The sequence below is a fragment of the Armatimonadota bacterium genome (assembly GCA_031459765.1).
Lineage (GTDB): Bacteria > Sysuimicrobiota > Sysuimicrobiia > Sysuimicrobiales > Kaftiobacteriaceae > Kaftiobacterium > Kaftiobacterium secundum.
Genome location: JAVKHY010000005.1, coordinates 104,590 through 129,683, shown reverse-complemented (window position 1 = coordinate 129,683; position 25,094 = coordinate 104,590). Strand labels below are relative to the sequence as shown.

Genomic DNA, 25,094 nt, shown 5'->3' with positions numbered 1-25,094 from the left:
CGTCAAGGCACGCATGCGACGCATCGAGGGCCAGGTCCGGGTTCCTGACCCTGCGCGAGGTCCTCCCCTCACCCCGCCCAGCGACGACGGGCCGGGAGGACGCCGCCGGCGCTCGGGGTCACCGGATGGGGGCGGATTCCAGGACGAACCGGCTCGGCGTGATCAGGATCTCGCCCTGCTCGCCCACTCCCTGAAAGTGAATGAGGGAGATGTAACGGTCGATCATGCGCTCGCGCGGGCTGGGCGTCTCGATGAGCACGCCCACGCCCACCACCTCGGCGCGGAACTCCCGCATCAGGTCGTAGACGCCGCGCGCCGTGCCGCCGCCGCGGAGGAAGTCGTCGATGAACAGCACGCGTGCGCCCTGGGTCATGGCCCTCAGCGGCAGCGTCATCGACTGCACCAGGCGCGAGGAGCCGGAGACGTAGTTCACGCTCACGGCGGGCCCGTCGGTGGGATGCGCCCCGCGGCGGATCGTGACCAGCGGCACATCGAAGGCCCGCGCCGTCATCAGCGCCAGCGGGATCCCCTTGACCTCCATGGTCAGCACGACGTCGGGTCGGCTCTCCTCGAAGAAGGCGGCAAAGGCCTCGCCCAGGCGCACGGCGTAGGAGGGGGTGGAGGTGAGGTCTGCGGTGTAGAGGAAGCCGCCGGGCAGCAGCCGCGACGGATCGCGCAGCCGCTGGCAGATCTCCTCCACCAGGGCGCGAATCCGCTCCCGGCGGGGTGAGGGGAGATAGCGCACGCCCCCGGCGGCGCCGGCCAGGGTCTCCACCTTCCCCAGCTGGAACCGCTCGAAGGCCTGCCGCATGAACCCCAGGTCCTCACTGATCGTGGACTTGGCCGCCCCCAGCATCTCGACGAAGGTGCCCAGCGGGAACAGCCGGTGCGGGGCGTTCAGCAGGTGGTGAGCCATGATGACCATGCGCTCGCCCCGACGCAGCCTGCCGCCTTCGCGCCGCGGGACCATCCCTAGCCTCCCAGGGCCGCCCGGATCAGGGCGAGGTTCTCCGGTTTGCCCATGTCCACATCCAGGGCCAGCACGGGATCGGGAACGACCACGGCCCGGGCAACGATGCCGAGCAGCTCGTGGACTCTGGCCTCCATCTCGGCGATGCTGAGCCGCCCGGAGGCGAACTTCATCATGATGGACCAGCCGAAGAGCTGCGCCAGCATCCAGGGTTTCTTGCGCGCGGCGATGACGCGCTCGACGAAATCCCGGACCCGGTCGATCACGGCGGGGTTGACGAGCATGACGCTCCCCCCGGTGAACACGCCGTCGGTCACGCGTACGAAGGTCTTGCGCGCGGCGGGGAAGGCCCGCGCCATCGCCTCCTGGGGAACGATGGCGTAGCAGAAGTCGGCCGGCGCGGCCCGGCAGCCGGCCAGGAAGGCCTCCACGGCGGCCGCGGTGAGCAGGGGGATATCCGAGGCCACAACCAGTACCGGCTCCCGTGCGCCCAGCGCCTCCACGGCGCGGACCACGTTGTCCATGATGCTCCCGCCGTCGGGGACGACGACAACCTCGGTGCTGACCGCCGCAATCGCCTCCGGGGGACCGACCACGGCGATCCGCCCCACCCCCGAGGCGCCCCGCAGCGCGTCCAGGACGCGGGCCAGCAACGGGCGGCCCGCGATCTCCAGGAATCCCTTGTTGGCCGCCCCGGCGTCCAGGCCGGGCTCGCGTCCCCCGCCGGCCAGGACGATGGCGTCGGTCACGATGTCCGCATGGCCAGGATCGCGCCGGCGGTCAGCGGCTCTCGGCAAAGGTGCGGGTGACATAGACGTCCACGTCGGCAAACCGCCGCAGGTCGTCGGCGGTCTTGTGCGCCGCGGCTTCGTTGGCCATCAAGCCGAAGACGGTCGGCCCGGTCCCGCTCATCGACGCGCCGTAGGCTTCCCCCCGCAGGATGGCGGCCTTGAGGTCTCTGACGACCGGGTAGTGAGAGGCGATCACATCCTCGAAGACGTTGCGCAACAACCGGCCGACCTCGCGCACATCCTCGCGCCGCACGGCCTCGATCATCGCCGCCGTCTGCGGCCGCGCCCCGACGCCCATCGCGCCGAGTTGGCGGTAGGCCCAGGCCGTGGACACCTCGATGCGCGGCCGCGCCAGCACCAGCCAGGTCGTGGGGAGAGGACGCAGGTAGGTGATCCGCTCGCCTTTGCCGCGGGCCACCGCCCCGCCGCCTTCCAGGAAGAAGGGAACGTCCGCGCCCAGCTGCGTGGCCAGGGCCAGCATCTCCCGGCCATCCAGGCGCAGCTTCCACAGCTGGGCCAGCCCGAGCAGCGTCATCGCCGCGTCGGAACTGCCGCCGCCGAGACCCGCCGCCACCGGGATGCGCTTGACCAGCTCGATCTGGACGGGACGGGTCACCCCGAACATCTCCCGCAGCCTCTCCGCGGCGCGCCAGACCAGGTTGCGGTGATCGGTGGGCACGCCGTCGCCGTCGGTGACGACGACCTCCGTGCCCGCGCCCGCCTCGCGCAGGGTGATGGAGTCGTGCAACGCGATGGTGTGCATCACCGACTCGATCTCGTGATAGCCGTCCGGCCGCGCCAGACCCACGTCCAGCGTCAGGTTCACCTTGGCATAGGCGTGGAGACGGAGCTCTTTCACCGGCTTCCCTCCTTCCTGACGCTGGCCGACCTCGACGGACGTCACCCTGACACCTCCATCACGGATCTCACGGCAGGCCGATGGGGAACGGGCACAGGAGCGGGCGCCGCGCGGGAGAGCGCTGCTACCACGGCGTGCAAAATAATGGACAACCCCCTGCCGGAAGTAGGTATATACCAGTTAGGTGCCTTCCGGGACAATTCCTTGCCGGTTTCCTTGACAGGCCCGCGCCACGGCGTATGATGAAGACGCCGTGCGCGGGGGAGGTCCCCGGGCACGGCACATGCGTCATGCGGACTCCAGGGTCTCAACCCGCTCATCCCGCACCTGAGATCCCGGCGGTCCCGCCCGCCCCCGGGCCGAAGTCCGGCCGGCGCGGCTGGTGGGTCTACGCCCGCTACGCCCTGCTCGGCGCGCCCGTCGTGATCGCCGGTCTGCTCGCCGGCGCCGCGCTCTACCTGTTTACGCACCATGAGGCCTTCACCGGCAGCAAGGTCGTCGATCGTCCCGCCCCCGCGGCGCGTCCCTTCGGCTGGGGCCTGCGCCTGAACCGCCGGGTGAACGTCCTGATCATCGGCGTGGACGTCACCCTCAACACCCGCCGCCAGATCGTCAACGTGGCCCGGTCCGACTCGCTGATGCTCGTCAGCTTCGATCCGCGCCGCGGCCAGATCAGCGGGCTGTCCATCCCGCGGGACACACGGACGGCGATCCCGGGTGTGGGCGTCACGAAGATCAACGCCGCCTACGCCTTCGGCGGCCCCGCGCTGACCATCCGGACCGTGGAGCAGCTCCTGGGGGTGCCGGTCCACTACTATGTGAAGCTGGGTCCGCAGTCGTTCGCCCGCCTCATCGACGCCGTGGGCGGGATCGAGATCGACGTGGACCGGGACATGAAGTACACGGACCACTGGGCCGGCCTCACCATCAACCTGAAGAAGGGCCGTCAGCTCCTGAACGGCGAGCAGGCCATGGGCTACATTCGCTTCCGCCACGACGCCATGGGCGATATCACGCGGGTCGGACGCCAGCAGAAGATGCTCCTGGCCCTGTTCCGGAAGCTGAAGTCGCCCGGGACCATTCTGGCCGCACCCCATCTCCTGCAGGCGTTCCAGGAGAACACGCAGACCAACCTGACCATGGCCGAGCTGATGACCCTGGGGATGTTCGCGGCGCGCCTGGATGCCAGCGCCCTGACCGTCCAGACCCTGCCCGGGGTGATCCGCGACAGCTACTGGGAGCTCGATCAGACCCTGGTGCGCCGCACGGTGCTGGAGATGTTCTACGGGGTCAGCCCGGCGGAGCTCGCCGCCACCGGCGTCGAGGTCCTCAACGGCAGCGGCGTGCCGGGCCTGGCGCGGCAGACCGCGCAGCGCCTGGAGCGGCTGGGCGTCCGGATCGTCCGCGTCGATGCCGCCCAGGTCCCGGTGAGCACGACGACGATCACCTATCGCAGCGACCGCACCCTGGTGGCGCGGATGATCGCGGAGGTCCTGGGCGGGCGGGCGATCACCCGGGAGATCTTCTCGCGCCAGCCCGGCCCCGGTGCCGACATCAGCGTGGTCGTGGGCCGGGACGTCGCCGCCCTGATGGGTCCGCTGGTCACAGCCCGACGGTAACCCCGAGGGAACGACCGCTCCGGAACGCCGGCCCCTCAGGCCGTCCTGACGGCCGGAGCGTGGGTGCGGATGAGGCGACCGAGCCGCCGGATTCCCTCCTCGATCTGCTCTTCCGAGGGGAAGGAGAAGTTGAGGCGCATGGTGTTCTTCCCGCCGCCGTCGGCGTGGAACCCCGCGCCGACGACGTAGGCCACGCCTTCCTCCTCCACCGCCGGCCGCAGCAGCTGCTCGGTGTCCATGCCCGCGGGCAGCCGCACCCAGAGGAACAACCCGCCGGCCGGACGGGTCCAGCTCACCCCTTCGGGCATCTCCCGGGCCAGGGCGGCCAGCATGACGTCGCGCTTGCGTCGGTAGAGGGCGGTGATCTGCGGGAGGCGCGCGCCCAGGTGGCCGCGGGCGACGAACTCCGCGGCGATGGCCTGCGTGAAGGCGGGGCAGCAGAGGTCCATGCCCTGCTTCGCCGTGACGAAGCGCTGGATGATCTCCTCAGAGGCGGCGACCCAGGCGATGCGCAGGCCCGGGCAGAGGGTCTTGCTGAAGGTCGAGAGATAGATCACCCGGCCCTCAGGGTCCAGCGCGGCCAGCGGCGGCACGGACGCACCCTCAAACCGCAGCTCCCGGTAGGGGCTGTCCTCCACGACGAGCAGACGGTGCCGGCGGGCCAGGTCCAGCACCGCTGTCCGCCGCGGCGCACTCATCGTCACTCCGGAGGGGTTCTGGAAATCGGGGACGACGTAGAGGAGCTTGGGGCGCTTGCCGGCCCGCCGCAGCGCGTCGAGGGTTTCCTCGAGGCGATCCGGGCGCAGGCCGTCGTCGTCCTGCTCCACCCCGACCATTTCCGCCCGGTAGCTCCGGAAGACCTGTAGGGCGGCCATGTAGCTGGGTCGCTCCACGAGGACGATGTCCCCCGGGTCAAGGAAGACGCGGCCGACGATGTCCAGCCCCTGCTGCGAGCCGATGGTGATCAGGACCTGGTCGCGGGTGACCGCGATCCCATCCTTGGCCATCCAGGCCACCAGCTGGTCGCGCAGGCGGACGTCCCCCTCGGTCGGACCGTACTGCAGCGCCAGCTGAGGTTCTCGCTCCAGCACCTCGAGCGTGATCCTCTTGAGTTCCTCCACAGGGAAGGTGGCCGGGTCGGGGAGGCCGCCGGCGAAGGAGATGATGTTGCCGCGACGGGTGAGCTTGAGGAGCTCCCGGATGAGCGAACGGGACATCGCCCGCGCGCTCGCCGAGTAGAACTCCGTGAGATCGTCCATCACCTGGTGTCTTTCCCCGGCGGCGGTGCCTTTACCTCCGCCGCCAGCGCGCCGGCCAGCAGGTCCGTCAGGAGCGCAAACTCTTCCAGGGTGAGGGTCTCCGCCCGTCGCCGCGGGTCGATCCCGGCGGCGGAGGCGACGGATTCCACCGCGGCGGGGGCGACGCCCAGCGCGGCGGCCACCGCGTTGCGCAGTGTCTTGCGGCGCTGGGCGAACCCGCTGCGGACGACCCGGAAGAACAGCGGTTCATCGACCACCGCCACGGCCGGCGCCGGAAGCGTCTCCAGCACCACGATGGCCGAGTCTACCGCCGGCGGCGGATAGAAGGCGCCGGGACTGATCCGTCCGGCGATCGACGCCCGAGCCCGGTACTGCACCGCCACGGAGAGGGCGCCGTACGCCCGCTCCCCGGGACGGGCCACGAGCCGATCGGCGACTTCGCGCTGCACGGTGACGACCAGACGGGTGAACCCCAGGGGGCGCTCCAGCAGCGCCAGGATCACCGGCGCGGCGATGTTGTAGGGCAGGTTGCTGACCGACTTGCGCGGGACGGGCAGGCCGGCCACCAGAGCGGCCAGGTCCAGGGCCAGGATGTCGCCCTGCACCAGCGTCACATTGGGGAAGGCGGCGACGGCATCCTGCAGCGGAGGCATCAGGGCGGCGTCGAACTCCACGGCGATGACCGCTTTCGCTCGGGTGGCCAGCGCCGCGGTGAGGGTGCCGATCCCCGCGCCGATCTCCAGCACGCCGTCGCTGCCGGAGAGCGCGGCGGCCTCGAGGATGGCGGCCAGGGCCGCCGGGCTGATCAGAAAGTGCTGGCCGAGACGACGCCGGGGACGCAGCCCGTAGGCGCGGAGCCTGCGCGCCGTCGCTGCGGCCGAGAGCAGGTCGCCGTCGCGCCCGCCGGGGTCCCTCACCTGGAGGTCGTCAGCGGCGGGGACGTCCGCGCTGGATGATGTGGACCCGCACCTGGCGCCGGCCAAACCGCAGCGCCTCACGGGTGGTGTCGAACCCCAGGTCGATGCGCAGTCCCTTGATCGCGCTGCCGGTGTCGGCCGCGATGGCGTACCCGTAGCCCTCAATGTAGAGGCGGCTGCCGAGCGGGATGACCCGCGGGTCCACGGCCACCACGCCGTAGCCGGCCTGCACCCCCAGCGCCGTCACATCATCGACGCCCCGACAGCAGAAGGGCGCATAAGCCGTGGCCACCAGATCGATGTATTCCCGGCCCACAGCGGAGCCGCGGGCGGCGACCGGCCGCGGCACCCTCATGCTGAGCATGCGGTCGAGGGGGTGGCGCACGGTCCGCCAGCCGAGCAGGACACGGGAGGTGATCCGGCCGTCGGCACGCGTCACGCGCCAGACCCGCTCCCGCAGGCCGGTGGACCCGGGCACCAGGCGTACGACGCCCTGCCGGGCGGCGAGCGTCTCCGCCACGGACACCGGAATCACCGTCTGCTCGCTCTCGATCTCGTGCCGGATCCGCACCACGCGCACACGCAGACCGGGCCGCAGCGGCGCATGCCGGGACGGGAAGACCCTGTCCGACGCCCCCAGGGTGATCCCCCGCCTGGCCAGCAGCTCCGCCACCGTGGGTGCGGCACTGCGCACCAGGCGCGTCTTTCCGTCCGCGATGAGGGTCACGGGCACCGGATGGCGCACCACGATGCGCAGCCCTTCCTGCAACGCCGTGGTGGGCGCCGGCGAGACCTCATCGCCGGGCTGCAGATGGACGCCCGCCTCTTCCAGCGCCTCTTTGACGGTGCGCGCAAAGGTGGTGTGATGCCGCAGGGCGCCCGCCTCGACGATCACCACGTCCTTGCGCCACAGCGCGCGGGCCACCCCCGCGCCGGCGGCGCCGGACAGCCCGAGGACCACGATGAGAAGACTGATCAGCCCGGGCCGGCTGACGGATGGGTTGAGGAAACCAGACCTCTCAGGGAAGGTCGGAGTCCGGGGCGGATCGGGCACGCCTCACCTCCGATCAGGTACCGCGTCTCACTGCGGCAGGGTCAGGGCCCTGCGGGCGACCAAGACGGGACGGCTGCGGGCGCGGCGACGCGAAGCGACGGCGAGAAAACCGAAGCGATTATAGCAGCGATCGCCCCGCGGCACAAGCCGTGCCGAGCGATTGCTGCCGGGCCACGGACTGTCACCAGGCCAACTCCCTCTGACCGCCACCTCTGACCGCCACGGCCCTTCATGCGTCGGGCGGACCGGACGATTTCGCGGGACCGACGAGTTCGATCAGCACCCCGTGCAATGCGGCGGGGTGGAGGAAGGCCACCATCCGCCCGCGCGCTCCGGGACGCGGCGCGGGGTCGACCGCCTGAGCGCCGACGGATCCCGCCTCCTCCAGGGCCCGGGCCACATCGGGCACCTCGACGGCCAGATGATGCAACCCTTCGCCGCGCGAGCGGAGGAATCGGGCCAGCGGTCCCGCCTCGGCGGTGGGCTGCAGCAGTTCCAGCAGCACACCCGACACGTCGAGGAAGGCCAGGCGCACGCCCTCCTGCACCAGAGTTTCCCGGTGGACGACGCGGCCGCCGAGGAGGGCGGCGTACAGCGCGACCGCCCTCTCCAGATCCGCCACGGCAATCCCAAGGTGGTCGACTCTCACAGGTCCTTCAACAACTCCCCGGCGGCGGCGGCGGGATCGAGCCGCCCGGCCGCCACCAGGTCTGTCAGATCCTCGAGTCGGCGGCCGCGGGCGGCAACCTCCAGCAGGCGGACCTGCAGGCGCCGCTCGGCGGCGCGGAGGATCTCACGGCGGCACCGCTCGCGCCGGCGCGCCGGAAGCCTCGCCTCCTGCTCCTGCCAGGCCCGGTGGCGCCGGACGGCCTCGAGGACCTCGGCCACCCCCTCACCGTTCGCGGCGACGCTCCGCAGCACCGGGGGATCCCACCCGCCCCTTTTCGGGGCCAGGGCCAGCATCATCTTCACCTCGGTCACCGTGCGGTCGGCGTCGCCCTGGTCGGCCTTGTTCACCACGAAGATCTCGCCGATCTCCATCACTCCCGCTTTCATCGTCTGCACGGTGTCGCCCAACCCGGGGACGAGCACGATGACTACGGTGTCGGCGGCGCCGACGACGTCCACTTCGGCCTGCCCGGTGCCCACGGTTTCGATGAAGATGATCTGGAAGCCGGCGGCGTCCAGGACCCGGACCACATCGGAGGTGGCCGGGGCCAGTCCGCCCAGGCTCCCGCGCGTCGCCATGCTGCGGATGAACACCCCGGGATCGACGGCGTGGTCCTGCATGCGAATGCGGTCGCCGAGCAGGGCCCCGCCGGTGAAGGGGCTGGTCGGATCCACCGCCACTACGGCCACCGTCACCCCCTGGCTGCGCAGCAGGCGGGTCAGGGCGTCCACCAGGGTGCTCTTGCCGACCCCGGGCGGCCCGGTGATCCCGACGGTGTAGGCGCCCCCGGTACGCGGGTGCAGGCGGCGCAGCAGCGCCTGCCCCTCCGGATCGCCATCCTCGACCAGGGAGATGATCCGGGCCAGCGCCTGGTGGGAACCGGCAAGAGCCTCGTCGATCAAGGCCACGGCCTAAACGGTCACGGCCGGACGGTGCACGCCGAAGACGGCACGCAGCACGTCGCAGATCTCGCCCAGGGTGGCATGGACGCGCACCGCATCGAGGATGAAGGGCATCAGGTTCTCCCGACCCGCCGCGGCCCCGCGCAACCGGGTGAGGGCGCGCTCCACCAGGGCACCGTCGCGCCGCCGCCGGATCTCGGCCAGACGGGCCTGCTGCCGCCGGACCACCTCCTCGGGCACCCGCAGGATTCGGGGGCGGACGGTCTCGCCTGTGGTGAAGCGGTTGACGCCGACCACCACCTGCTCGCCCCGCTCGATGCGCTGCGACTCGCGGTAGGCGGCTTCGGCGATCAGGCGCTGCACCAGGCCGCTCTCGATGGCCCGAAGCATTCCCCCCGCTTCCTCCAACTGCTCGATCAACTCCCGGGCGCGCCGCTCGATCTCGGCGGTGAGGTATTCCACCGCATAGGCGCCGCCCAGCGGATCGACGGTCTCGGCGACGCCGCTCTCGAAGGCCAGGATCTGCTGCGTGCGCAGCGCCAGCAGCGCGGACGCCTCGGTGGGCAGGGCCAGGGCCTCGTCCATGGCGTTGGTGTGGAGCGACTGCGTCCCTCCCAGCACGGCGGCCAGGGCCTGCAGGGTGACGCGGACGACGTTGTTCTCCGGCTGCTGGGCGGTGAGGGCCACCCCGGCGGTCTGGGTGTGGAAGCGCAGCATCTGCGAGCGCGGATCCTTCGCCCCGAGACGGTCGCGGACCAGATGTGCCCACAGCCGGCGCGCGGCGCGGAACTTCGCCACTTCTTCCAGCAGGTTCATCTGCGCCGCGAAGAAGAAGCTGAGGCGCGGCGCGATGCGGTCCACGTCCAGACCGGCGTCGACCGCGGCCCGCAGATACGTCAGGCCGTCCGCCAGCGTAAAGGCCACCTCCTGCACGGCGGTCGCTCCCGCCTCGCGGATGTGGTAGCCGCTGACGCTGATCGGGTGCCACCGGGGCAGATGGTCGGCGCAGTACCGGAAGACGTCCGTCACCAGGCGGAGGGACGGTCCGGGCGGGAAGATGTAGGTCCCCCGGGCGATGTACTCCTTGAGGATGTCGTTCTGCACGGTGCCGCCCAGGGACGACGGCGGGATCCCCTGGCGCTCGGCCACGACGATGTACATCGCCAGCAGGATCGCCGCCGTGGCGTTGATCGTCATGGAGGTCGTCACGCGGTCAAGCGGGATCCCCTGCAGCAACGTCTCCATATCGGCCAGGGTGTCGACGGCCACGCCGGCCTTGCCCACCTCGGCCTCGGCCTGCGGGTGGTCGGAGTCGTAGCCCATCTGGGTGGGCAGGTCGAAGGCGACGGAGAGCCCGGTCTGGCCTTCGCTCAGGAGGAGGTGGAAGCGGCGGTTCGTCTCCTCCGCCGTGCCGTAGCCGGCGTACTGGCGCATCGTCCACAGCCGGCCGCGGTACATCGTGGGATGGATCCCCCGCGTATAGGGGAACTCGCCGGGCCGGCCGGACTCCCCCGCGGGGACGTCGGCCGGCGTGAACACGGTCTTGATCTCGATGCCGTCGGCCGTCTCGATCCTGGAGGACCGCTTTGCCTCGTCCATCGTCCGCTACCCCGTAGGTTCGATCACCGCCAGCACCGCTCCCCCCGCCACCTCCTCGCCGGGCCGAACGCCGAGGGAGAGGACACGACCGGAGGCGGGGGCCCGGATCTCGCTCTGCATCTTCATGGCCTCGATGATGAGCAGGACCTGTCCGGCGCTGACCGCATCGCCGGCGGCGACCTCCACGGCCACGACCAGCCCGGGCATCGGGGCGCGGAGTTCCTGCGGTCCCGCCGCGGCAGGACCGCCTCCCCGGCGCGCAATGGGCAGGCGCGGCTCCACCTGCAGCCGGTACTGCTCGTCCCCGATCTCGACCAGGTGCTCTCCGGCCGTGGACCGGATGACGACCGGCGTCCTCAGGGATCCTTCGCCCAGGAGAAAGCAGGTGGCTCCGAGGTACCGCTCCAGGGTCACCAGACAGGGCTGGCCGTCCAGGGTCACGCGCAGGCGATCCCCGTCGCGCTCCACCGTGACCACATGAGCACGGCCTCCGTGGCTCACCACGTATTCAGCCACCCCGCAACCCCTCTTCGCGGGCGGCCCGAAGCCAGCCCCCGGGGGGAACGGCGGCGGGGAGTCGGGGTTCCTGCTCCCGGAGGAAGGCCGCCGCGGCGGCGGCGATGATCGCCGTGCGCTCGTGGCGGCCCGGCCTGTGCGCCTCCCACCGCGAGACGAAGGCCGTGGTGTGGCGGGCCGCGACGAACTCCGGATCGGCCAGCGCCCAGAGGTGGAAGGGGATCGTGGTGGCCACGCCGTCCACGACCATCTCCTCCAGGGCGCGCCGCATCCGCGCCATCGCCGTCCTGCGCGACGGCCCCCAGGTGATGACCTTGGCGAGCAGCGGATCGTAGTGGCGCGTCACCTCGAGGCCCGGGGCCAGACCGCTGTCCACCCGAACTCCGGGACCGCCGGGTTCCCGCACGGCCGTAATCCGCCCCAGGGAGGGCAGAAAGCCCTGGTGGGGATCCTCGGCGCTGATGCGGCACTCCAGGGCATGGCCGCGCGGGGCGGGGGCCTCCCGGACGCTCATCGCGCCGTGGCGCGCGATGTGGAGTTGCTCGGCCACGAGATCGATCCCGGTGACGACCTCGGTCACGGGATGTTCCACCTGCAGGCGCGCGTTGATCTCGAGGAAATAGCACTCCTCCCCGCCCACCAGGAACTCCACGGTGCCGGCCCCGCGGTAGCCGATCGCTTCGGCGGCGGTCACCCCAAAGCGCAGGAGCCGCTGGCGCATCGGGGGGTCGAGGGAGGGGGCCGGCGACTCCTCGATGAGCTTCTGGTGACGGCGCTGCACCGAACAGTCCCGCTCCCCCAGCGCCAGCACGCGGCCGGTCCCGTCGGCGAGCACCTGGACCTCGATGTGTCGCGCCCCCGGCAGCCAGCGTTCGAGATAGATCCGGCTGTCGCCAAAGGCGGCCTGCGCCTCGCCGCGGGCCAGGCGCACCACATTCCCCAACTCGTCGGCCGACCGGACGAGGTGAATGCCCTTGCCGCCGCCGCCGCCGGCGGCCTTGACCAGCAGCGGAAAGCCGATCCGGAGGGCCGCCCCGGACACCTCCTCGTCGTCCAGGGGAGCGGTGCCGGGCAGCACGGGCACGCCCGCGGCGGCGACCTGGGCCCGCGTCCGCGCCTTGTCACCGCAGATCGCCAGGACATCGGACGGCGGCCCGACAAAGGCCAATCCGGCCTGCTCGCAGGCCCGGGCAAAGGCGGGGTTCTCGGCCAGGAATCCGTAGCCCGGGTGGACGGCGTCCACCCGGGCGGCACGGGCAATCTCGATCAGCGTCCCGATGTTCAGGTAGCTGTCGGCGGGGGAGTCGCCGGGCAGCGGGTGGGCCTCATCGGCGAAGACGGCGTGGGGAGCGGTCCGGTCCACCGGAGAATAGACGGCGACGGCGCGATACCCGAGCTCGCGGCAGGCCCGGATGACCCGCAGGGCGATCTCTCCCCGGTTGGCGATGAGCACCGACCAGGGACGGCGACTAGAGCTCGTCCTCGTCCTCTTCCTCCTCGCGCCGCAGCCCGGGGCGGTGCACGAGGACGTACCGCGAGATCTCGAAACTGCAGGATTCCCAGAAGCGCAGCCCGCGGACGTTGTTGCGGGTCACGGAGGCGTGGATATCCTGCACTCCCCGGCTCCGGAGAAACTCGATCACCGCCTCGGCCATCCGCCGGCCGTAGCCCTCGCGCCGGTACTCGGGATAGATGAAGAATTCGGCGATCGTGCCCTGGGGGCGCGGATTCCCCGCGACCGGAGGGGAGATGATGGCCACGGCGAAGCCCACCGGACGCGCGTGGTCCAGGGCCCACCAGATGTGGCGGCTCTTGCCCTGCTCGCTGAAGATGTGCCGGATGTAGGCGTCCAGCCACTCCTCCGGCGGGGGTTCGCCGGTAATTTCCTCCCGGTACCGCCGCAGCCAGTCGCGGAACTTCCCGTCGCCGGCGGACACGTACTCGAGACGCAGGGTTGTCGTGCTTTCCGGCATGGCCACCACCGTGGGGAGAACTGGGTACACTGTTCTACCCGCGGCCCGTCTCCCTCCTCTCCCCCGACCGTCGGCTACAGGGGGATATTCCCGTGCTTCTTGCGCGGAAGCGACTGACGCTTGGCGGCGAGCACGGCCAGCGCGGAAATCAGGCGCGGCCGGGTCTCCCGGGGCTCGATGACGTCGTCCAGGTATCCCCGCGCGGCGGCCACGTAGGGGTTGGCGAACTGAGCGCGGTAGTCGGCCACCAGACGGGCGCGCAGCGCGGCGGGGTCCTCGGCCTCGCTGAGCTCCTTGCGGAAGATGATCTCGATGGCGCCCTCCGGGCCCATCACCGCGACCTCGGCGGTGGGCCAGGCCAGATTGAGATCGCCCCGGACGTGCTTGCTGGACATAACGTCGTAGGCGCCGCCGTAGGCCTTGCGGGTGATCACCGTCAGCTTGGGCACGGTGGCCTCGCAGTAGGCGAAGAGCAGTTTGGCGCCGTGACGGATGATCCCGCCGTGTTCCTGCTCCACGCCGGGCAGGAAGCCCGGCACGTCCACGAAGGTCACCAGCGGAATGTTGAAGGCGTCGCAGAACCGGACAAAGCGCGCCCCCTTCGTGGAGGAGGCGATGTCCAGCACGCCGGCCAGCACCGCGGGTTGCTGGGCGACGATCCCGACCGGCCTCCCGTCCAGCCGGGCGAAACCGGTAATCAGATTCTGCGCGTAGTGGGGCTGCACTTCGAGGAAGGAGTCGTGGTCCACGATGCGGCGGATCACCTCCAGCATGTCGTAGGGCCGGGCGGGGTCTTCGGGGACCAGGGTGTTCAAGGCCTCGTCCATGCGCTGCGGGTCGTCCGTGGAGGGCCCGCGGGGCGGATCGTCGAGGTTGTTGGACGGGAGGTAGCCGAGCAGCCGGCGGATGAGCTGCAGGCATTCCGCGTCGTCCTCGGCGACGAAGTGCGCCACGCCGCTGCGCCGGGCGTGGACCTCGGCCCCGCCCAGTTCCTCGAAGCCGACATCCTCGCGGGTGACGGCGCGCACCACCTGGGGGCCGGTGACGAACATGTAGCTGGTGCCCCGGACCATGATGGTAAAGTCGGTGATCGCCGGAGAGTACACCGCCCCGCCGGCGCAGGGTCCCATGATGGCCGAGATCTGCGGGATGACCCCGCTGGCCAGCGTGTTCCGATAGAAGATCTCCGCGTAGCCGCCCAGGCTGGCCACGCCTTCCTGGATGCGCGCTCCCCCCGAGTCGTTGAGGCCGATCACCGGGGCGCCGGTGCGCAGGGCCAGGTCCATCACCTTGCAGATCTTCGCCGCATGCGCCTCGCCCAGGGATCCGCCCAGCACGGTAAAGTCCTGGGAGAAGAGGTAGACCGGCCGGCCGTCGATGGTCCCGTAGCCGGTGACCACGCCGTCGGCCGGGGCCTCCGTCTTCTCCATGCCGAAGTGGCGGGCCTGATGGGTGACGAAGATGTCCAGCTCGACGAAGGATCCGGGATCGAGGAGGAGATCGATGCGCTCGCGGGCGGTCAGCTTCCCCGCCGCGTGCTGCCGCTCGATCCGCTCGGGACCGCCGAGTCCGCGAATGCGCGCCTTGCGCGCCCGGAGGTCGGCAATGCGGTCGTCAGCCAACGGACCTCGCGCTCATCGGCCGGATGGAGATGATCCCGTGCTTGAAGACCAGCTCCCGGCCGGCATCGGTCTCCACCTGCAGGCTGTAGGTCCCGAACTCCCGGACGACGCCGCCGAGAATTTCGTATCCGTCGCGGCATCGGATGTGCACCGGCGTCGCCGTGGCCACCAGGTGGCGGAGGAAATCGTCCTCCATCGAACTCCTGGGCGAAGGGGTCACACGGTTCATCGGCTGGGCCACCTCGACACCTCCCTGACGCTCGGGTCTGATCTGCTCCAGCGTGGTGACGCCCTCCTCCCCCCGGCCGGTGTCGGGCGCGGGCGGAAGGGACGGGCGGCCGGCGGGTCGTTCCTCGGCTGTAAACGTCTCGGAGACGAACCCTTCGACGGAGGGGGCCTCGGGGCGGTCCGGCGGCTCCGGTCCGCCCGTCGGGGGCTCCGCCCCCAGATCGTCCGGACCCCTCTCGTGGGGAGCACGGGCCGGCCGGGGCATCAGCCGCTGCGGCTCCCGCAGGCGGCGGTAGTGCGCCTCCATCGACTCCAGTTCTTCACGACGGTCCCGCATCATCCACCCCCGCCCCCGATGGGGCGCTCCCCGCTTGCCGACGGCATCGAGGGTGGCCGCGATCACGGCCTCAGCCTCACTGCCTTCTACCAGCGCCGCACCGACGTAGCGCTCGGCGGTGGAGGCGCCGGTGACCGAAACGGCCACGAGCACGGCCCTCCCCGTAGCAAGGGTCACGGGCAGGATCGCCTCGACCAGGGCCCGACGCTCGTCCTCTTCGAAAGACGGCTTCAAAGCATCGAGGACCGCCTGGGCCGCCGTGCGCAGCCGGCCGGCCGCATCGGTGGGCCCCCGCGCCGTGCCGATCCGCGGCGCCCGGCCCGAGTCCTCGGATCGCAACTCCACGGTGACGCGCGTCTGTGTGGCCGTGAGAACCTCTTCCACCCTGTGCAGGGACCAGCGGGGAGACGCCGGGCGCGCCTCGCGCAGCCGGGCGACGCGGATCCGCCAGGCATCGACGGCCAGAGAGTACCGGGACATGAGGGCGGCGGCCACCATCTGGCGCACCTTCGCCTCGTCGCTCTCGCCCGACGCAGTCACGTAGATGCGGTCGATCTCGCCTGCGTCGGTGGCGACGATGCGTGCCGCAGCCACCCCTTCCAGCTGCTCCAGCAGCCTCTCGAGATCTTCGGCGAAGACTTCGCTCGGCATGAACGGCACACCGCAGCGGTGATGGTTGGGGGATTCCCCGACTCCCCGATCTTTCCTGCGCTCGCCCCCGGCGCTAGAACCGGGGCGGCGTCGGTGGGCGGCCGACCGGCTCCTCGATGACCACGCCCTCTCCGCCCATGGCCTCCCGTCGCTCGCCGTCGATCAAAATCTGCACGCGCCGGGCCTGGGGAAACTGGGTTCCGGTGTAGACCACCTGCCAGAATCGCCCCAGCATGCTGGCGCTGCCGCCTCCGGCTTCAAATTCCCGGGAGAAGTCCACCTCGGCCACTCCGTCCACGATCCGGAGGCGGCGCAGGGTGGTCCCCGGAGGAATGGCGCTGATCAGGCCGTCCCGTTGCTCCTCCGCCGTCGGTCCCCGCAGGAGCTCCTCGAAGGCGGCCCGCAGCAGGGTCTCGGGACTCCCCCGGGGGACCGCCCGCCGGACTTCCGCCACCACGAACGCATTCCCCTCGGCGCGGGTAAAGAAGACGGAGACCTCGGCGGGCGCGGACGGCCGGCAGCCGGACGCGGCCAGAAGGGCCAGGAGCAGGATCCCTGCGGATCGAGAGGTCACGGGCGCCGCGACTCGACGAACGTTGCCTCGTTGGGTCTGGCCGGACTGTTCGCGGGCCATCCCTCCTCACTATAGCGCGGCCGGCCGCCGCGCGGTCGTCCGCCCGCGTCAGCGGCACAGGCCGCCCGGCTAACCTCCGGCCATGGCGGGGATGATGGCCACCTCCGCGTCCGGGGCGACGGGCGTCTGCAGTCCCTGCAGGAACCGGATGTCCTGATCGTTGACGAAGATGTTGACGAAAGCAAGCACCTGGCCCTCGCCGTCTACCAGCCGGGCCTTCATGCCGGGAAACTGGCGATCCAGGTCCTCCACGAGCTCGCTCAGGGTGTTCCCGGCGGCCTGGACGGTGCGCCGGTCGCCGGTCAGTTTCCGCAGCGGAGCGGGGATCCGGACGGTGGCCATCGGTGCTCTTCCCTCCATCGCCTCAAGACCATCGGGCACCAAGCGCGCCCGGGCTATCCCACGAGGTCCAGGACGGCGCGCTCGAAGTCGCGCAGCGTCGGGGGGATGCGGATCGGCGGCGCCAGGCGCTCTTCGACCGCCTCCAGCGTCTTCAGGCCGATGCCGGTGATGTAGGCCACGACGACATCGTCCGGGCCGAAGACGCCTTCGGCGGCCAGCGCCCGCAGGACGCCGATCGTCACGCCGCCCGCGGTTTCGGTGAAGATGCCCTCAGTGGCGGCCAGCAGGCGCATGGCGTCCACGATCTCCTCGTCGGATACGGCGACGACGCGCCCGCCGGTCTCCCGCGCGATGCGCAGGACATATCGCCCGTCGGCCGGGGCACCGATGGCCAGGGACCGGGCGATGGTCTGGGGCCGGACCGGGCGGACCTCGTCACGCCCCTCGGCGAAGGCCAGGGCCACAGGACTGCAGCCGGCCGCCTGCGCGCCGTGCACCCGCGTGTGGCCCCCGGCGGGGATCACACCGGTCCGCCGGAACTCCTGCAGCCCTTTGTGGATCTTCACCAGGAGACTCCCGGAGGCGACCGGCACGACGACGTGATCGGGAGCCCGCCAGCCCAGCTGCTCCGCGACTTCGAACCCGAGCGTCTTCCCGCCCTCGGCGTAGTAGGGCCGGAGGTTGACGTTGACGAAAGCCCAGGGATGCTCTTCGGCGATCTCCGCGCAAAGACGGTTCACCTCGTCGTAGGTCCCGTCCACTTCGACAATGGTCGGTCCGTAGGCGGCGGAGGCCACGACCTTGCCGCGCTCCAGTCCCCGCGGGATGAAGACACAGGCCCGCAGACCGGCCCGCGCGCTGTGGGCGGCGACGGCGTGGGCGAGATTTCCCGTGGACGCGCAGGCCACCACCTCGAAGCCGAAGTGACGCGCGGCCGCCACGGCCACTCCGACCACCCGGTCCTTGAAGGACCAGGTCGGGTTGACGCCGTCGTTCTTGATGTAGAGTTGTCTGAGGCCCAGCTCCCGTCCGAGCCGCGGCGCGTGAAGGAGCGGAGACCATCCCGGCTGGAGATCGATCTCCGGGACGCGGTCCACGGGCAGCAGCGGCTCGTAGCGCCAGATGGACGGCGGCCCGGACTCGAAGCGGCGCCGCAGCGGCTGCCCGGCCAGCCGGTCGTAGTCGTAGACGACCTCCAACGGTCCGAAGCACCGCTCGCAGACGTAGAGCGGATCGGCCCGATAGGTGGCCCCGCACTCACGACATCGCAGGCGCTGTGCCGCCATCGCCGCCCTCCCCAAGGCGCATCGGTGTCTCTCTGTCCACGACCGTGGCCCCCGCGTCATCGATCTGGAGCACCTTCGCCGCCGCGGTCTGGCCGGCCGCGGCGAAGGCCTCCACCATGGCCCGGCCGACGGCCTCGCCTCCGCCTGCCGGCGCCAGGGCAACGACCGTCGGCCCCGAGCCCGACAGCGCCGCCCCATAGGCGCCGGCCTCGTTCGCCGCCCGGATCACCGCCTGCATCCCGGGCACCAGGGCGCTGCGGTACGGCTGGTGGAGCGTGTCGTCGAAGGCGCCGCGCAGCAGCTCCGGCTGCCCGGTGGCGAAGGCCGCGACCAGGCGGGCGGTCCGGGCCAGGTTGGCCACGGCATCGCGCAGCGGTACGGCTGCCGGGAGGGCGGCCCGCGCCGCCCCGGTGGCCACGGAGAACTCCGGCACGGCGACGACGAACTCCAGCTCCCACCGCGGCAACAAACGGGTCCAGGCCACCGACCCCGAAGAGACGTCCACCAGCACGACACCCCCCAGCAGGGCGGCCGCGACATTGTCCGGATGGCCTTCCATCTTCCAGGCCAACTCGAGCAGCGCCCCGGTGGAAAGGGGCCGGCCCAACGCTTCGTTCGCCGCGACGGCACCGCCGACGATCGCCGCGGCACTGCTCCCCAGCCCTCGTCCCAGCGGGATGCGGTTACGGCAGCGGATCGAGAACTGCCGCGCCACACCCGCCGCCCGGGCCACGCCCCCGGCCGCGCGCGCCACGAGGTTGGCCGCGGTGGGAGGGAGCGTCCCTTCCCCCTCGCCCCGCACGACCACCGTCGTCGCCTCTCCCGGCTCGAGCTCCACCTCGTTGTGCAGCGTCAGCGCCACGCCCAGGACATCGAAAGCCGGCCCGAGGTTGGCCGTGGACGCCGGCACGCGGACGCGAACGATCACCTCCGCGCTCCCGGCGTCGCCCAGCCGGCGGAGCCCCGGCCCACCGGTCCGATGCTCGATCGCCTCATCGTCTCTGTTGATCGCCTCCGAGAAACAACACACCCCTCCAATTCCTGGAGGGGTGCGCGTCCCTCTTATCTCTCGGAATTGGTCCGCGGGAATTGGCACCTCGCGCGGGTCCGCGCAGGTTGCCGGGGGTCATCGGGCCCGTCCCTCACCCGCTCTTGATAAGGAGCGCCGTATTCAGTTGGCTGTGTTTATAGCACGGGGGGTCCCATCCGTCAAGGGCGCGGCGGGCCGTCGGGTACTGCTGCTGCTGCGTTGACACGCTTGCGGCGCCATGATACGCTGGCCCGGACAGGTCACAGGCTCGTTGTGCCCGTATCTGTACGCTTGCAAGGAAAGGAGCAACACGCCAGATGGTCACTGGGACCGTGAAGTGGTTCAACGCGGAGAAGGGCTACGGCTTCATCTCCGTGGAGGGTGGCAAGGACGTCTTCGTCCACTACACTGCCATCCAGGCCGACGGGTTCCGCACGCTGCAGGAAGGCCAGCAGGTGCAGTTCGACATCGTCGACGGCAAGAAGGGACCCCAGGCCGCGAACGTCGTCCCGCTCTAAACGCGAACACGACGTCGCCCCAAGGGCCCGGCAGGGACGAACCTGCCGGGCCCTTGGCTCTGCGCCCGGGCGGCGCCGGCTGACAGGAAATCCCCCGCAGGCCGATGGAATTCAGGGGTAGGGGACGCCGCCGTGAGCCTCATCGGGCTGGTCAACCTGCTCTTCCAGGCCTTCTACGTCCTCCTGCTGCTCCGCGTCATCCTGAGCTGGGTGCCCGGCATCGACCGCGGTCACCCCGCCGTGCGGTTCGTGGACCGCGCCACGGCGCCGGTGCTGGCGCCGCTCCGCCGGATCCTGCCCCCGGCCGGCGGACTGGATCTCTCCCCGATGGTGGCCATCCTGCTCCTTGTGCTGGCGCAGCGCATCGTCGTGGACCTGCTCGTCATGACCCTGTCCTATTAGCCGAAGCGGAGGAGCCCTGCGAAGGGGGTGGAAGAAATGTCGGTACAGGCGTACGTCCTGGTGCGAACGATGCCCGGACAGGCGGGCGAAGCCCTGGCGCGCATCCAGTCCATTCCCGGGGTCAGCGCGGCCCACGCCGTCACCGGTCCCACCGACGTCATCGCCTTCGTCGAAGCGGACAACATGGACGCCCTGGGACGGCTGATCATCTCACGCATCCAGCAGGCGCCGGGCGTGACCCGCACCACCACCTGCGTGGTCACGCCGATCTCGCGGTGAACACCAATCTCACAACGGAGGTGAATCCTTAATCTCGATGCTGGACCAGGTGTTGCAGGTCGCCATTCTGGCCTCCGACATGAAGAAGTCGGTGAATTTCTACTCCTACATCCTCGGACTGACCGTGATCACCAAGTCCGACCGCAGCGTGGAGTTCCGCACCGACGGGCCGGTGCTGGCGGTGAAGCCGCGCGAGCAGCCCGGGGGGGCGGGCACGATGCAGATCACCTTCCAGGTGGCCGATGTGGAGGTCACCTTCAACGACGCGAAGCGCCGCGGCGCCCGCGTCATCAGTCCACCCCGCACCGTGGACGGCGGCCGGATGGCGCGGCTGGCCGATCCCGACGGCAACATCATCGAGTTGTTCGAACCGGAGGCCTGACCCGCAGGTTCCCTCAGGCCGGCGTGGACCCGGCGCGCGGCGCCGCGGGGAGGAACAGCACCGCCACCAGCGCCACCCCGGACAGCCCCAGAACCCCGATCAGGGTCCGCTCCAGGCCGATGGCGTCTCCGAGGGCGCCCACCGCGGTCAGGGAGAGCCCGGCGGTGCCCCAGGCCAGCCCCATCACGATGCTGCTGGCCACGCTCGCCCGGTGGGGCATCAACTCCTGTGCCATCACGATCGTCACGGCGGCCGAGAGGTAGATCGCGACCCCGCCCGCGGCCAGGAAGACGTACGCCCACGGGCCCCGGGCGTGGATGAAGGCGAACAGCAACGGCGTGCTCAGGATAAGCGACAGCGCCATCATGCGCTTCCGCCCCAGGCGGTCGGAGAGCGTCCCGCCCGAGATGCCGCCGATGGCTCCGATGCCCCCGAAGAGGAAGACCGCGACTCCGCCGGCGACGATCGAGCCTCCGCGCGCGTTCAGCAGCAGGGGGATGAAGGTCTGGTACGACGAGATGACGATGCTGCGCAGCACGACGATGAACCAGAGGACGGCCAGGGGGCGGAGGGCCTCCAGCAGGTCGCGGCGCAGCGTCTGCCCGGCGGGGCGCGGGGGCGGATCGCGGTGCGGAGGGATCAGACGCCAGAGGAGGAGGGAGGCCAGCACGCCCGGAACGGCCACCATCCACGTCGCGCCCAGACCCCAGGAGGCTACGACGATCACGATGACCAGCGGGCCCAGCGCATAGCCCAGCTCCCCGGCGGCGACGAAGAGAGACAGCCCCGCCCCCTTCCGCCGCCCGCTGGCTTCGCCCGCCGTGGACGCGCCCTGGGGGTGGAAGGAGGCTGTCCCCGTGCCGGCGAGGAGGAGGAGCACGATGAGCCAGGCGTAGGACGGCGCCAGGCCCATGAGGCCCATTGTCGCCACGGTGAGGGTGGGGCCGGCCACGACGAAGATCCGGACGCGCAGCCGGTCGGCGATCACCCCGAAGAAAGGCTGGGACATCGCCGCCGAGGTCGTCAGGACGGTGGCCAGCAACCCGGCGAGCGCCAGAGACAGGTTGAAGCGGGCGACCACGAGCGGCAGCAGTGGCGCAAGGAACGCCACGTAGAAGTCGTTGAGGAAATGGGCGCCGGTGGCGGCCCACAGCGCCGGGGCGTCGAATCCCGCCCCGCGCGGCCGCGGTGCGGCGGCGGCCTCAGCCACGCCGCGCATCGTCCAGCCGCGCCGCGTTCAGCAGCTCAACCAGGTGCAGCGCCCGGCGACCGGTCCCGTGCTCGATCTGCTGGCGGCACGAGATCCCCATCGCCACCACCGCCGCGTCCTCCGGGAGGCGGCGGACGGCGGGGAGGAGCCGTCGCTCGCCCACGGCCATCGAGAGATCATAATGCTCCCGCTCGAATCCAAAGGATCCGGCCATCCCGCAACACCCCGAGTCCACCTCGTCGACGGCGAACCCGGCGACGCGGAGCACCTCGCGGGCGGACTGCAGGCCTGCCAGGGCTTTCTGATGGCAGTGGCCGTGCAGCAGGATGCGGCGACCGGCGCCGATCCCTGCCAGCGGCAGCGGGGTGCGGGCGTGCTCGCGGGCCAGGAACTCGTCGATGAGCAGCGCCTGCGCGGCCACCGCCCGGGCCCCGTCGCCGGGGACGAGGTCGGGGACCTCGTCCCGGAACGTGAGCAGGCAGCTCGGCTCCAGGCCCACGATCGCCACGCCCGCCCGGACCAGGGGCAGGAGGGTGTCGACGTTCCGGGCGGCGGCGCGCCGGGCCTGTCCCAGCAGGCCTTTGCTGATCATCGTCCGCCCGCAACACCCCGCCGGGGCCAGCAGGACGTCGTAGCCGAAGGCCTCCAGCAGCTCCACGGCGGCCCGGCCGATCGACGGAGCGGTGTAGATCGTGAAGGTGTCGGCGAAGAGCGCCACCGGCCCGCGGGATCCCCGGGCCTGCCGACCGGCCGCGCCGCTCCGGCGCGCCGCCCGCCCCCGCCACCAGCGCAGGAAGGTGGGGCGCGCAAGCGGCGGCAGCGGACGCCGGCGGTCCACGCCGACCGCAACCTCCATCATCCAGCGCATCGGACGGGACACCGCGAGCCACGACGAGACCGGCAGGAAGGCGTGCGCCAGCCGGGCGACGGTGCGGAAGTTCCCGAAGGCCCAGGCCCGCAGCGACAGGCCGTGGGCCTGGTGGTAGCGGGCCAGGAACTCGCTCTTCAGCTTCGCCATATCCACGTTGGCCGGACACTCCGCCTTGCAGCCCTTGCACTCCAGGCAGAGGTCGAGGGCCTCGTAGAGGCGCCGCCCGCTGAGCTCCGAGGGCGGGAGGAGGCCCGAGAGCACGGCGCGCAGCAGATTGGCCCGGCCGCGGGTGCTGTGTTCCTCCTCGCGGGTCACCATGTAGGAGGGACACATCGTTCCCTCTCCGGTCTTGCGACAGGCCCCCACGCCGCTGCACAACTCGACGGCCCGGGCGAAGCCGCCGTCGCGCGACCAGTCGAACACGGTGGCCACGGGCACGGTCCTGTACTCGGGCCCGTACCGCAGCGAGGCATCCATCGGCGGGCCGTCCACGATCTTCCCGGGGTTCATCAGCCCCGGGGGATCGAACGCCCGCTTGATCTCCCGGAACGCGGCGTAGATCCGGGGCCCGAAGAACCGCTCCACGAACCAGGAGCGGACCAGCCCGTCGCCGTGTTCGCCGCTCATCGCGCCGCCGAACTCGATGACGAGCTCCCCCACCTCGCGGGCGATGGCCTTCATCGTCTCGATCTGCTGCCGGTCCTTGAGATTGATGAGCGGCCGGACGTGGATGCATCCCACGCTGGCGTGGGCGTAGAAGGCGGCCGGGACGCCGTGACGGTCCAGGATCTCGCGAAACCGGCGCATGTAGGCCGCCAGGTGCGCCGGCGCCACGGCGGTGTCCTCCACGAAGGTGATCGGCTTGCTGTCGCCCTTGACGCCCTGGAGCAGCCCCTGCCCCGCCTTGCGCACCCGCCAGATGTTCTCCTGGTCCGCGGGGTCGAGGGCCCGGATGAAGGCCTCGCCCATCCCCGCCCGGCGCAGCTCCGCCTCCAGCGCGCCCAGTCTCCCCCGCAGCTCCTCGGGATCGTCGCCGGACACCTCCACGATGAGCAGCGCATCGGGATCGCCCTGCACGAAGGTCATCCGCCGGGCGTACTCGCGCTGGGCGCGGGTCATCTCCAGGACCATCCGGTCGATCAGCTCGACCGCCGACGGCCCGTGGCTGAGGATCGCCGGGACCGCCTCGAAGGCCGCGAAGAGGTCGGAGAAATGGATCACGGTGACCGCCGCGTGCGCCGGCCTGGGCACGAGGCCGACCCGGGCCTCCGTCACGACGCCGAGCGTGCCCTCCGAACCGACCATCAGGCCGACCAGGTCTGTCGGATCGTCGACCAGCAGATCCAGGTTGTAGCCGCTGACCCGGCGGAGGATCCTGGGGAAGCGCCGCCGGATCTCGTCCTGGTGTTCCCGGGCCAGGCGGGCGGCCGTGCGATACAGCTCGCCTTCCCGGCCGGCCGTCGGCGCGCTCTGGCCCAGGGCCTGAGGCGTTGGCCGTCGCAGGCGCAGCTCCGTCCCGTCGATGAGGAGGACCGTGAGCTCCTGGACGTGATCCGAAGTCTTCCCGTAGACGATGGACCGGGCGCCGGAGGAGTTGTTCCCGATCATCCCGCCCAGCGTGGCCCGGTTGCTCGTCGCCGTGTCGGGACCGAGGCGCAGCCCGGCCCGCCCCGCGGCCGCGTTCAGGTCGTCCTGCACCAGACCCGGCTCAAGGCGCGCCCACCGCGCGGCCGGATCCACTTCGAGGAGGCGGTTCATGTACTTCGAACAGTCCAGGACGATGGCCCGGCCGACGGCCTGGCCGGCCAGACTGGTCCCCCCACCGCGGGGCAGGACGGGGACGCCTTCCTCCACGGCGATGCGCAGCGTGGCCGCGATGTCTTCGGGACCGCGGGGGATGACCACCCCGATGGGCATGATCTGGTAGATGCTGGCGTCGGTGCTGTAAAGCGTCCGGGAGACGAGATCGAAGCGGACTTCGCCGCGGACCGTTTCACGCAGGGCGTGGACGAGGCGCTCGGTATCCATCGACGGCGGTACGAACCTACACTTCTCTGGGACGCGTTCGTGAACCTACACGGGTCAGGTGCACCCGGGCCGGTCCGAGTGCTCCCGGCCCGTCGGGATCATCGGTCAGACGACGGAACGGTCGAAGACGGCCGGCGAGGCCCGG

The 25,094-nt window shown here is 71.1% G+C and carries 25 protein-coding genes and 1 riboswitch; of the genes, 5 read left to right on the top strand and 20 right to left on the bottom strand.

Annotation, left to right across the window (positions count from 1 at the left end):
- Positions 1–118 precede the first annotated feature (118 nt).
- From purR to ispE, 3 genes are read right to left on the bottom strand one after another with little or no spacing between them, the layout of a single operon-like run.
- Complete coding sequence (gene purR, locus QN141_08395; GenBank protein MDR7558495.1) at positions 119–970, bottom strand: pur operon repressor; 852 nt, start codon at positions 968–970, stop codon at positions 119–121.
- Positions 971–972: 2 nt separating this feature from the next.
- Complete coding sequence (locus QN141_08390; protein ID MDR7558494.1) at positions 973–1,719, bottom strand: NTP transferase domain-containing protein; 747 nt, start codon at positions 1,717–1,719, stop codon at positions 973–975.
- Between the two features lie 31 nt (positions 1,720–1,750).
- Positions 1,751–2,665 carry a 4-(cytidine 5'-diphospho)-2-C-methyl-D-erythritol kinase gene (gene ispE / locus QN141_08385; GenBank protein MDR7558493.1) on the bottom strand — a complete coding sequence of 305 codons (915 nt, stop codon included), beginning with the start codon at positions 2,663–2,665 and terminating at the stop codon, positions 1,751–1,753.
- A gap of 245 nt (positions 2,666–2,910) precedes the next feature.
- On the opposite strand from ispE, the gene QN141_08380 reads away from it, so the two are divergent.
- Entirely contained in the window at positions 2,911–4,239 is a 1,329-nt protein-coding gene (locus tag QN141_08380) for an LCP family protein (protein ID MDR7558492.1), read from the top strand.
- Between the two features lie 35 nt (positions 4,240–4,274).
- Here the strand turns inward: QN141_08380 and QN141_08375 are convergent, their stop codons facing one another.
- The 15 genes from QN141_08375 to thrB all read right to left on the bottom strand — a co-directional run bounded on the left by QN141_08375 (position 4,275) and on the right by thrB (position 19,259).
- Positions 4,275–5,498, bottom strand: a complete 1,224-nt coding sequence (locus QN141_08375; protein MDR7558491.1) for a PLP-dependent aminotransferase family protein — start codon at positions 5,496–5,498, stop codon at positions 4,275–4,277.
- The gene (gene rsmA / locus QN141_08370) at positions 5,498–6,415 is read right to left on the bottom strand and encodes a 16S rRNA (adenine(1518)-N(6)/adenine(1519)-N(6))-dimethyltransferase RsmA (protein MDR7558490.1); all 918 of its coding nucleotides are present in this window, start codon (positions 6,413–6,415) and stop codon (positions 5,498–5,500) included. The genes QN141_08375 and rsmA overlap by 1 nt, the downstream gene beginning before the upstream one ends.
- Positions 6,416–6,425: 10 nt before the next feature.
- The gene (locus QN141_08365) at positions 6,426–7,376 is read right to left on the bottom strand and encodes a ubiquitin-like domain-containing protein (protein MDR7558489.1); all 951 of its coding nucleotides are present in this window, start codon (positions 7,374–7,376) and stop codon (positions 6,426–6,428) included.
- 322 nt (positions 7,377–7,698) lie between these two features.
- Positions 7,699–8,118 (bottom strand): methylmalonyl-CoA epimerase, encoded by a 420-nt coding sequence (gene mce / locus QN141_08360; protein MDR7558488.1) that lies wholly within the window; start codon positions 8,116–8,118, stop codon positions 7,699–7,701.
- Positions 8,115–9,047, bottom strand: a complete 933-nt coding sequence (gene meaB, locus QN141_08355) for a methylmalonyl Co-A mutase-associated GTPase MeaB (GenBank protein ID MDR7558487.1) — start codon at positions 9,045–9,047, stop codon at positions 8,115–8,117. Before meaB ends, mce begins: the two co-directional genes overlap by 4 nt.
- Positions 9,048–9,050: 3 nt before the next feature.
- Positions 9,051–10,640: a methylmalonyl-CoA mutase family protein gene (locus tag QN141_08350; protein ID MDR7558486.1), complete on the bottom strand. Its 1,590-nt coding sequence runs from the start codon at positions 10,638–10,640 to the stop codon at positions 9,051–9,053.
- A 6-nt stretch (positions 10,641–10,646) separates the two neighbouring features.
- Positions 10,647–11,156 (bottom strand): acetyl-CoA carboxylase biotin carboxyl carrier protein subunit, encoded by a 510-nt coding sequence (locus QN141_08345; protein ID MDR7558485.1) that lies wholly within the window; start codon positions 11,154–11,156, stop codon positions 10,647–10,649.
- Positions 11,149–12,609 (bottom strand): biotin carboxylase N-terminal domain-containing protein, encoded by a 1,461-nt coding sequence (locus QN141_08340; GenBank protein ID MDR7558484.1) that lies wholly within the window; start codon positions 12,607–12,609, stop codon positions 11,149–11,151. Before QN141_08340 ends, QN141_08345 begins: the two co-directional genes overlap by 8 nt.
- Positions 12,610–12,625: 16 nt before the next feature.
- Positions 12,626–13,129: a GNAT family N-acetyltransferase gene (locus tag QN141_08335; protein ID MDR7558483.1), complete on the bottom strand. Its 504-nt coding sequence runs from the start codon at positions 13,127–13,129 to the stop codon at positions 12,626–12,628.
- 74 nt (positions 13,130–13,203) lie between these two features.
- Entirely contained in the window at positions 13,204–14,751 is a 1,548-nt protein-coding gene (locus tag QN141_08330; GenBank protein ID MDR7558482.1) for a carboxyl transferase domain-containing protein, read from the bottom strand.
- Positions 14,744–15,967 (bottom strand): RNA chaperone Hfq, encoded by a 1,224-nt coding sequence (locus tag QN141_08325; GenBank protein ID MDR7558481.1) that lies wholly within the window; start codon positions 15,965–15,967, stop codon positions 14,744–14,746. The genes QN141_08330 and QN141_08325 overlap by 8 nt, the downstream gene beginning before the upstream one ends.
- 73 nt (positions 15,968–16,040) lie before the next feature.
- A complete protein-coding gene (locus QN141_08320; GenBank protein ID MDR7558480.1) occupies positions 16,041–16,541 on the bottom strand; it encodes a GerMN domain-containing protein in 501 nt (166 codons plus the stop codon).
- Between the two features lie 129 nt (positions 16,542–16,670).
- Complete coding sequence (locus QN141_08315; protein MDR7558479.1) at positions 16,671–16,943, bottom strand: MoaD/ThiS family protein; 273 nt, start codon at positions 16,941–16,943, stop codon at positions 16,671–16,673.
- Between the two features lie 53 nt (positions 16,944–16,996).
- Positions 16,997–18,229 (bottom strand): threonine synthase, encoded by a 1,233-nt coding sequence (thrC, locus tag QN141_08310; protein MDR7558478.1) that lies wholly within the window; start codon positions 18,227–18,229, stop codon positions 16,997–16,999.
- The gene (thrB, locus tag QN141_08305) at positions 18,201–19,259 is read right to left on the bottom strand and encodes a homoserine kinase (GenBank protein MDR7558477.1); all 1,059 of its coding nucleotides are present in this window, start codon (positions 19,257–19,259) and stop codon (positions 18,201–18,203) included. The genes thrC and thrB overlap by 29 nt, the downstream gene beginning before the upstream one ends.
- A 29-nt stretch (positions 19,260–19,288) precedes the next feature.
- Positions 19,289–19,391: riboswitch (SAM riboswitch) on the bottom strand.
- Positions 19,392–19,576: 185 nt separating this feature from the next.
- Between thrB and QN141_08300 the strand changes: the two genes are divergently transcribed.
- The 4 genes from QN141_08300 (at position 19,577) to QN141_08285 (ending at position 20,840) form a co-directional block, all read left to right on the top strand.
- A complete protein-coding gene (locus QN141_08300; protein MDR7558476.1) occupies positions 19,577–19,777 on the top strand; it encodes a cold-shock protein in 201 nt (66 codons plus the stop codon).
- Positions 19,778–19,909: 132 nt separating this feature from the next.
- The gene (locus tag QN141_08295; protein ID MDR7558475.1) at positions 19,910–20,179 is read left to right on the top strand and encodes a YggT family protein; all 270 of its coding nucleotides are present in this window, start codon (positions 19,910–19,912) and stop codon (positions 20,177–20,179) included.
- Between the two features lie 36 nt (positions 20,180–20,215).
- Positions 20,216–20,458, top strand: coding sequence for an Lrp/AsnC ligand binding domain-containing protein (locus tag QN141_08290; GenBank protein MDR7558474.1), 243 nt, complete (start codon positions 20,216–20,218; stop codon positions 20,456–20,458).
- 37 nt (positions 20,459–20,495) lie between these two features.
- Positions 20,496–20,840, top strand: a complete 345-nt coding sequence (locus tag QN141_08285) for a VOC family protein (GenBank protein ID MDR7558473.1) — start codon at positions 20,496–20,498, stop codon at positions 20,838–20,840.
- 13 nt (positions 20,841–20,853) lie between these two features.
- Here the strand turns inward: QN141_08285 and QN141_08280 are convergent, their stop codons facing one another.
- Entirely contained in the window at positions 20,854–22,050 is a 1,197-nt protein-coding gene (locus tag QN141_08280; GenBank protein ID MDR7558472.1) for an MFS transporter, read from the bottom strand.
- The gene (locus QN141_08275) at positions 22,043–24,949 is read right to left on the bottom strand and encodes an FAD-linked oxidase C-terminal domain-containing protein (GenBank protein MDR7558471.1); all 2,907 of its coding nucleotides are present in this window, start codon (positions 24,947–24,949) and stop codon (positions 22,043–22,045) included. The genes QN141_08280 and QN141_08275 overlap by 8 nt, the downstream gene beginning before the upstream one ends.
- Positions 24,950–25,094 lie beyond the last annotated feature (145 nt).

Excerpts from the sequence above, each read along its gene's own strand:
- QN141_08380 (MDR7558492.1), top strand. The coding sequence starts at position 2,911 with ATGCGGACTCCAGGGTCTCAACCCGCTCATCCCGCACCTGAGATCCCG.
- QN141_08335 (MDR7558483.1), bottom strand. The coding sequence starts at position 13,129 with ATGCCGGAAAGCACGACAACCCTGCGTCTCGAGTACGTGTCCGCCGGC.
- purR (MDR7558495.1), bottom strand. The coding sequence starts at position 970 with ATGGTCCCGCGGCGCGAAGGCGGCAGGCTGCGTCGGGGCGAGCGCATG.
- QN141_08325 (MDR7558481.1), bottom strand. The coding sequence starts at position 15,967 with ATGCCGAGCGAAGTCTTCGCCGAAGATCTCGAGAGGCTGCTGGAGCAG.
- QN141_08315 (MDR7558479.1), bottom strand. The coding sequence starts at position 16,943 with ATGGCCACCGTCCGGATCCCCGCTCCGCTGCGGAAACTGACCGGCGAC.
- QN141_08285 (MDR7558473.1), top strand. The coding sequence starts at position 20,496 with ATGCTGGACCAGGTGTTGCAGGTCGCCATTCTGGCCTCCGACATGAAG.
- QN141_08350 (MDR7558486.1), bottom strand. The coding sequence starts at position 10,640 with ATGGACGAGGCAAAGCGGTCCTCCAGGATCGAGACGGCCGACGGCATC.
- QN141_08275 (MDR7558471.1), bottom strand. The coding sequence starts at position 24,949 with ATGGATACCGAGCGCCTCGTCCACGCCCTGCGTGAAACGGTCCGCGGC.
- thrC (MDR7558478.1), bottom strand. The coding sequence starts at position 18,229 with ATGGCGGCACAGCGCCTGCGATGTCGTGAGTGCGGGGCCACCTATCGG.
- QN141_08290 (MDR7558474.1), top strand. The coding sequence starts at position 20,216 with ATGTCGGTACAGGCGTACGTCCTGGTGCGAACGATGCCCGGACAGGCG.
- QN141_08300 (MDR7558476.1), top strand. The coding sequence starts at position 19,577 with ATGGTCACTGGGACCGTGAAGTGGTTCAACGCGGAGAAGGGCTACGGC.
- QN141_08375 (MDR7558491.1), bottom strand. The coding sequence starts at position 5,498 with ATGGACGATCTCACGGAGTTCTACTCGGCGAGCGCGCGGGCGATGTCC.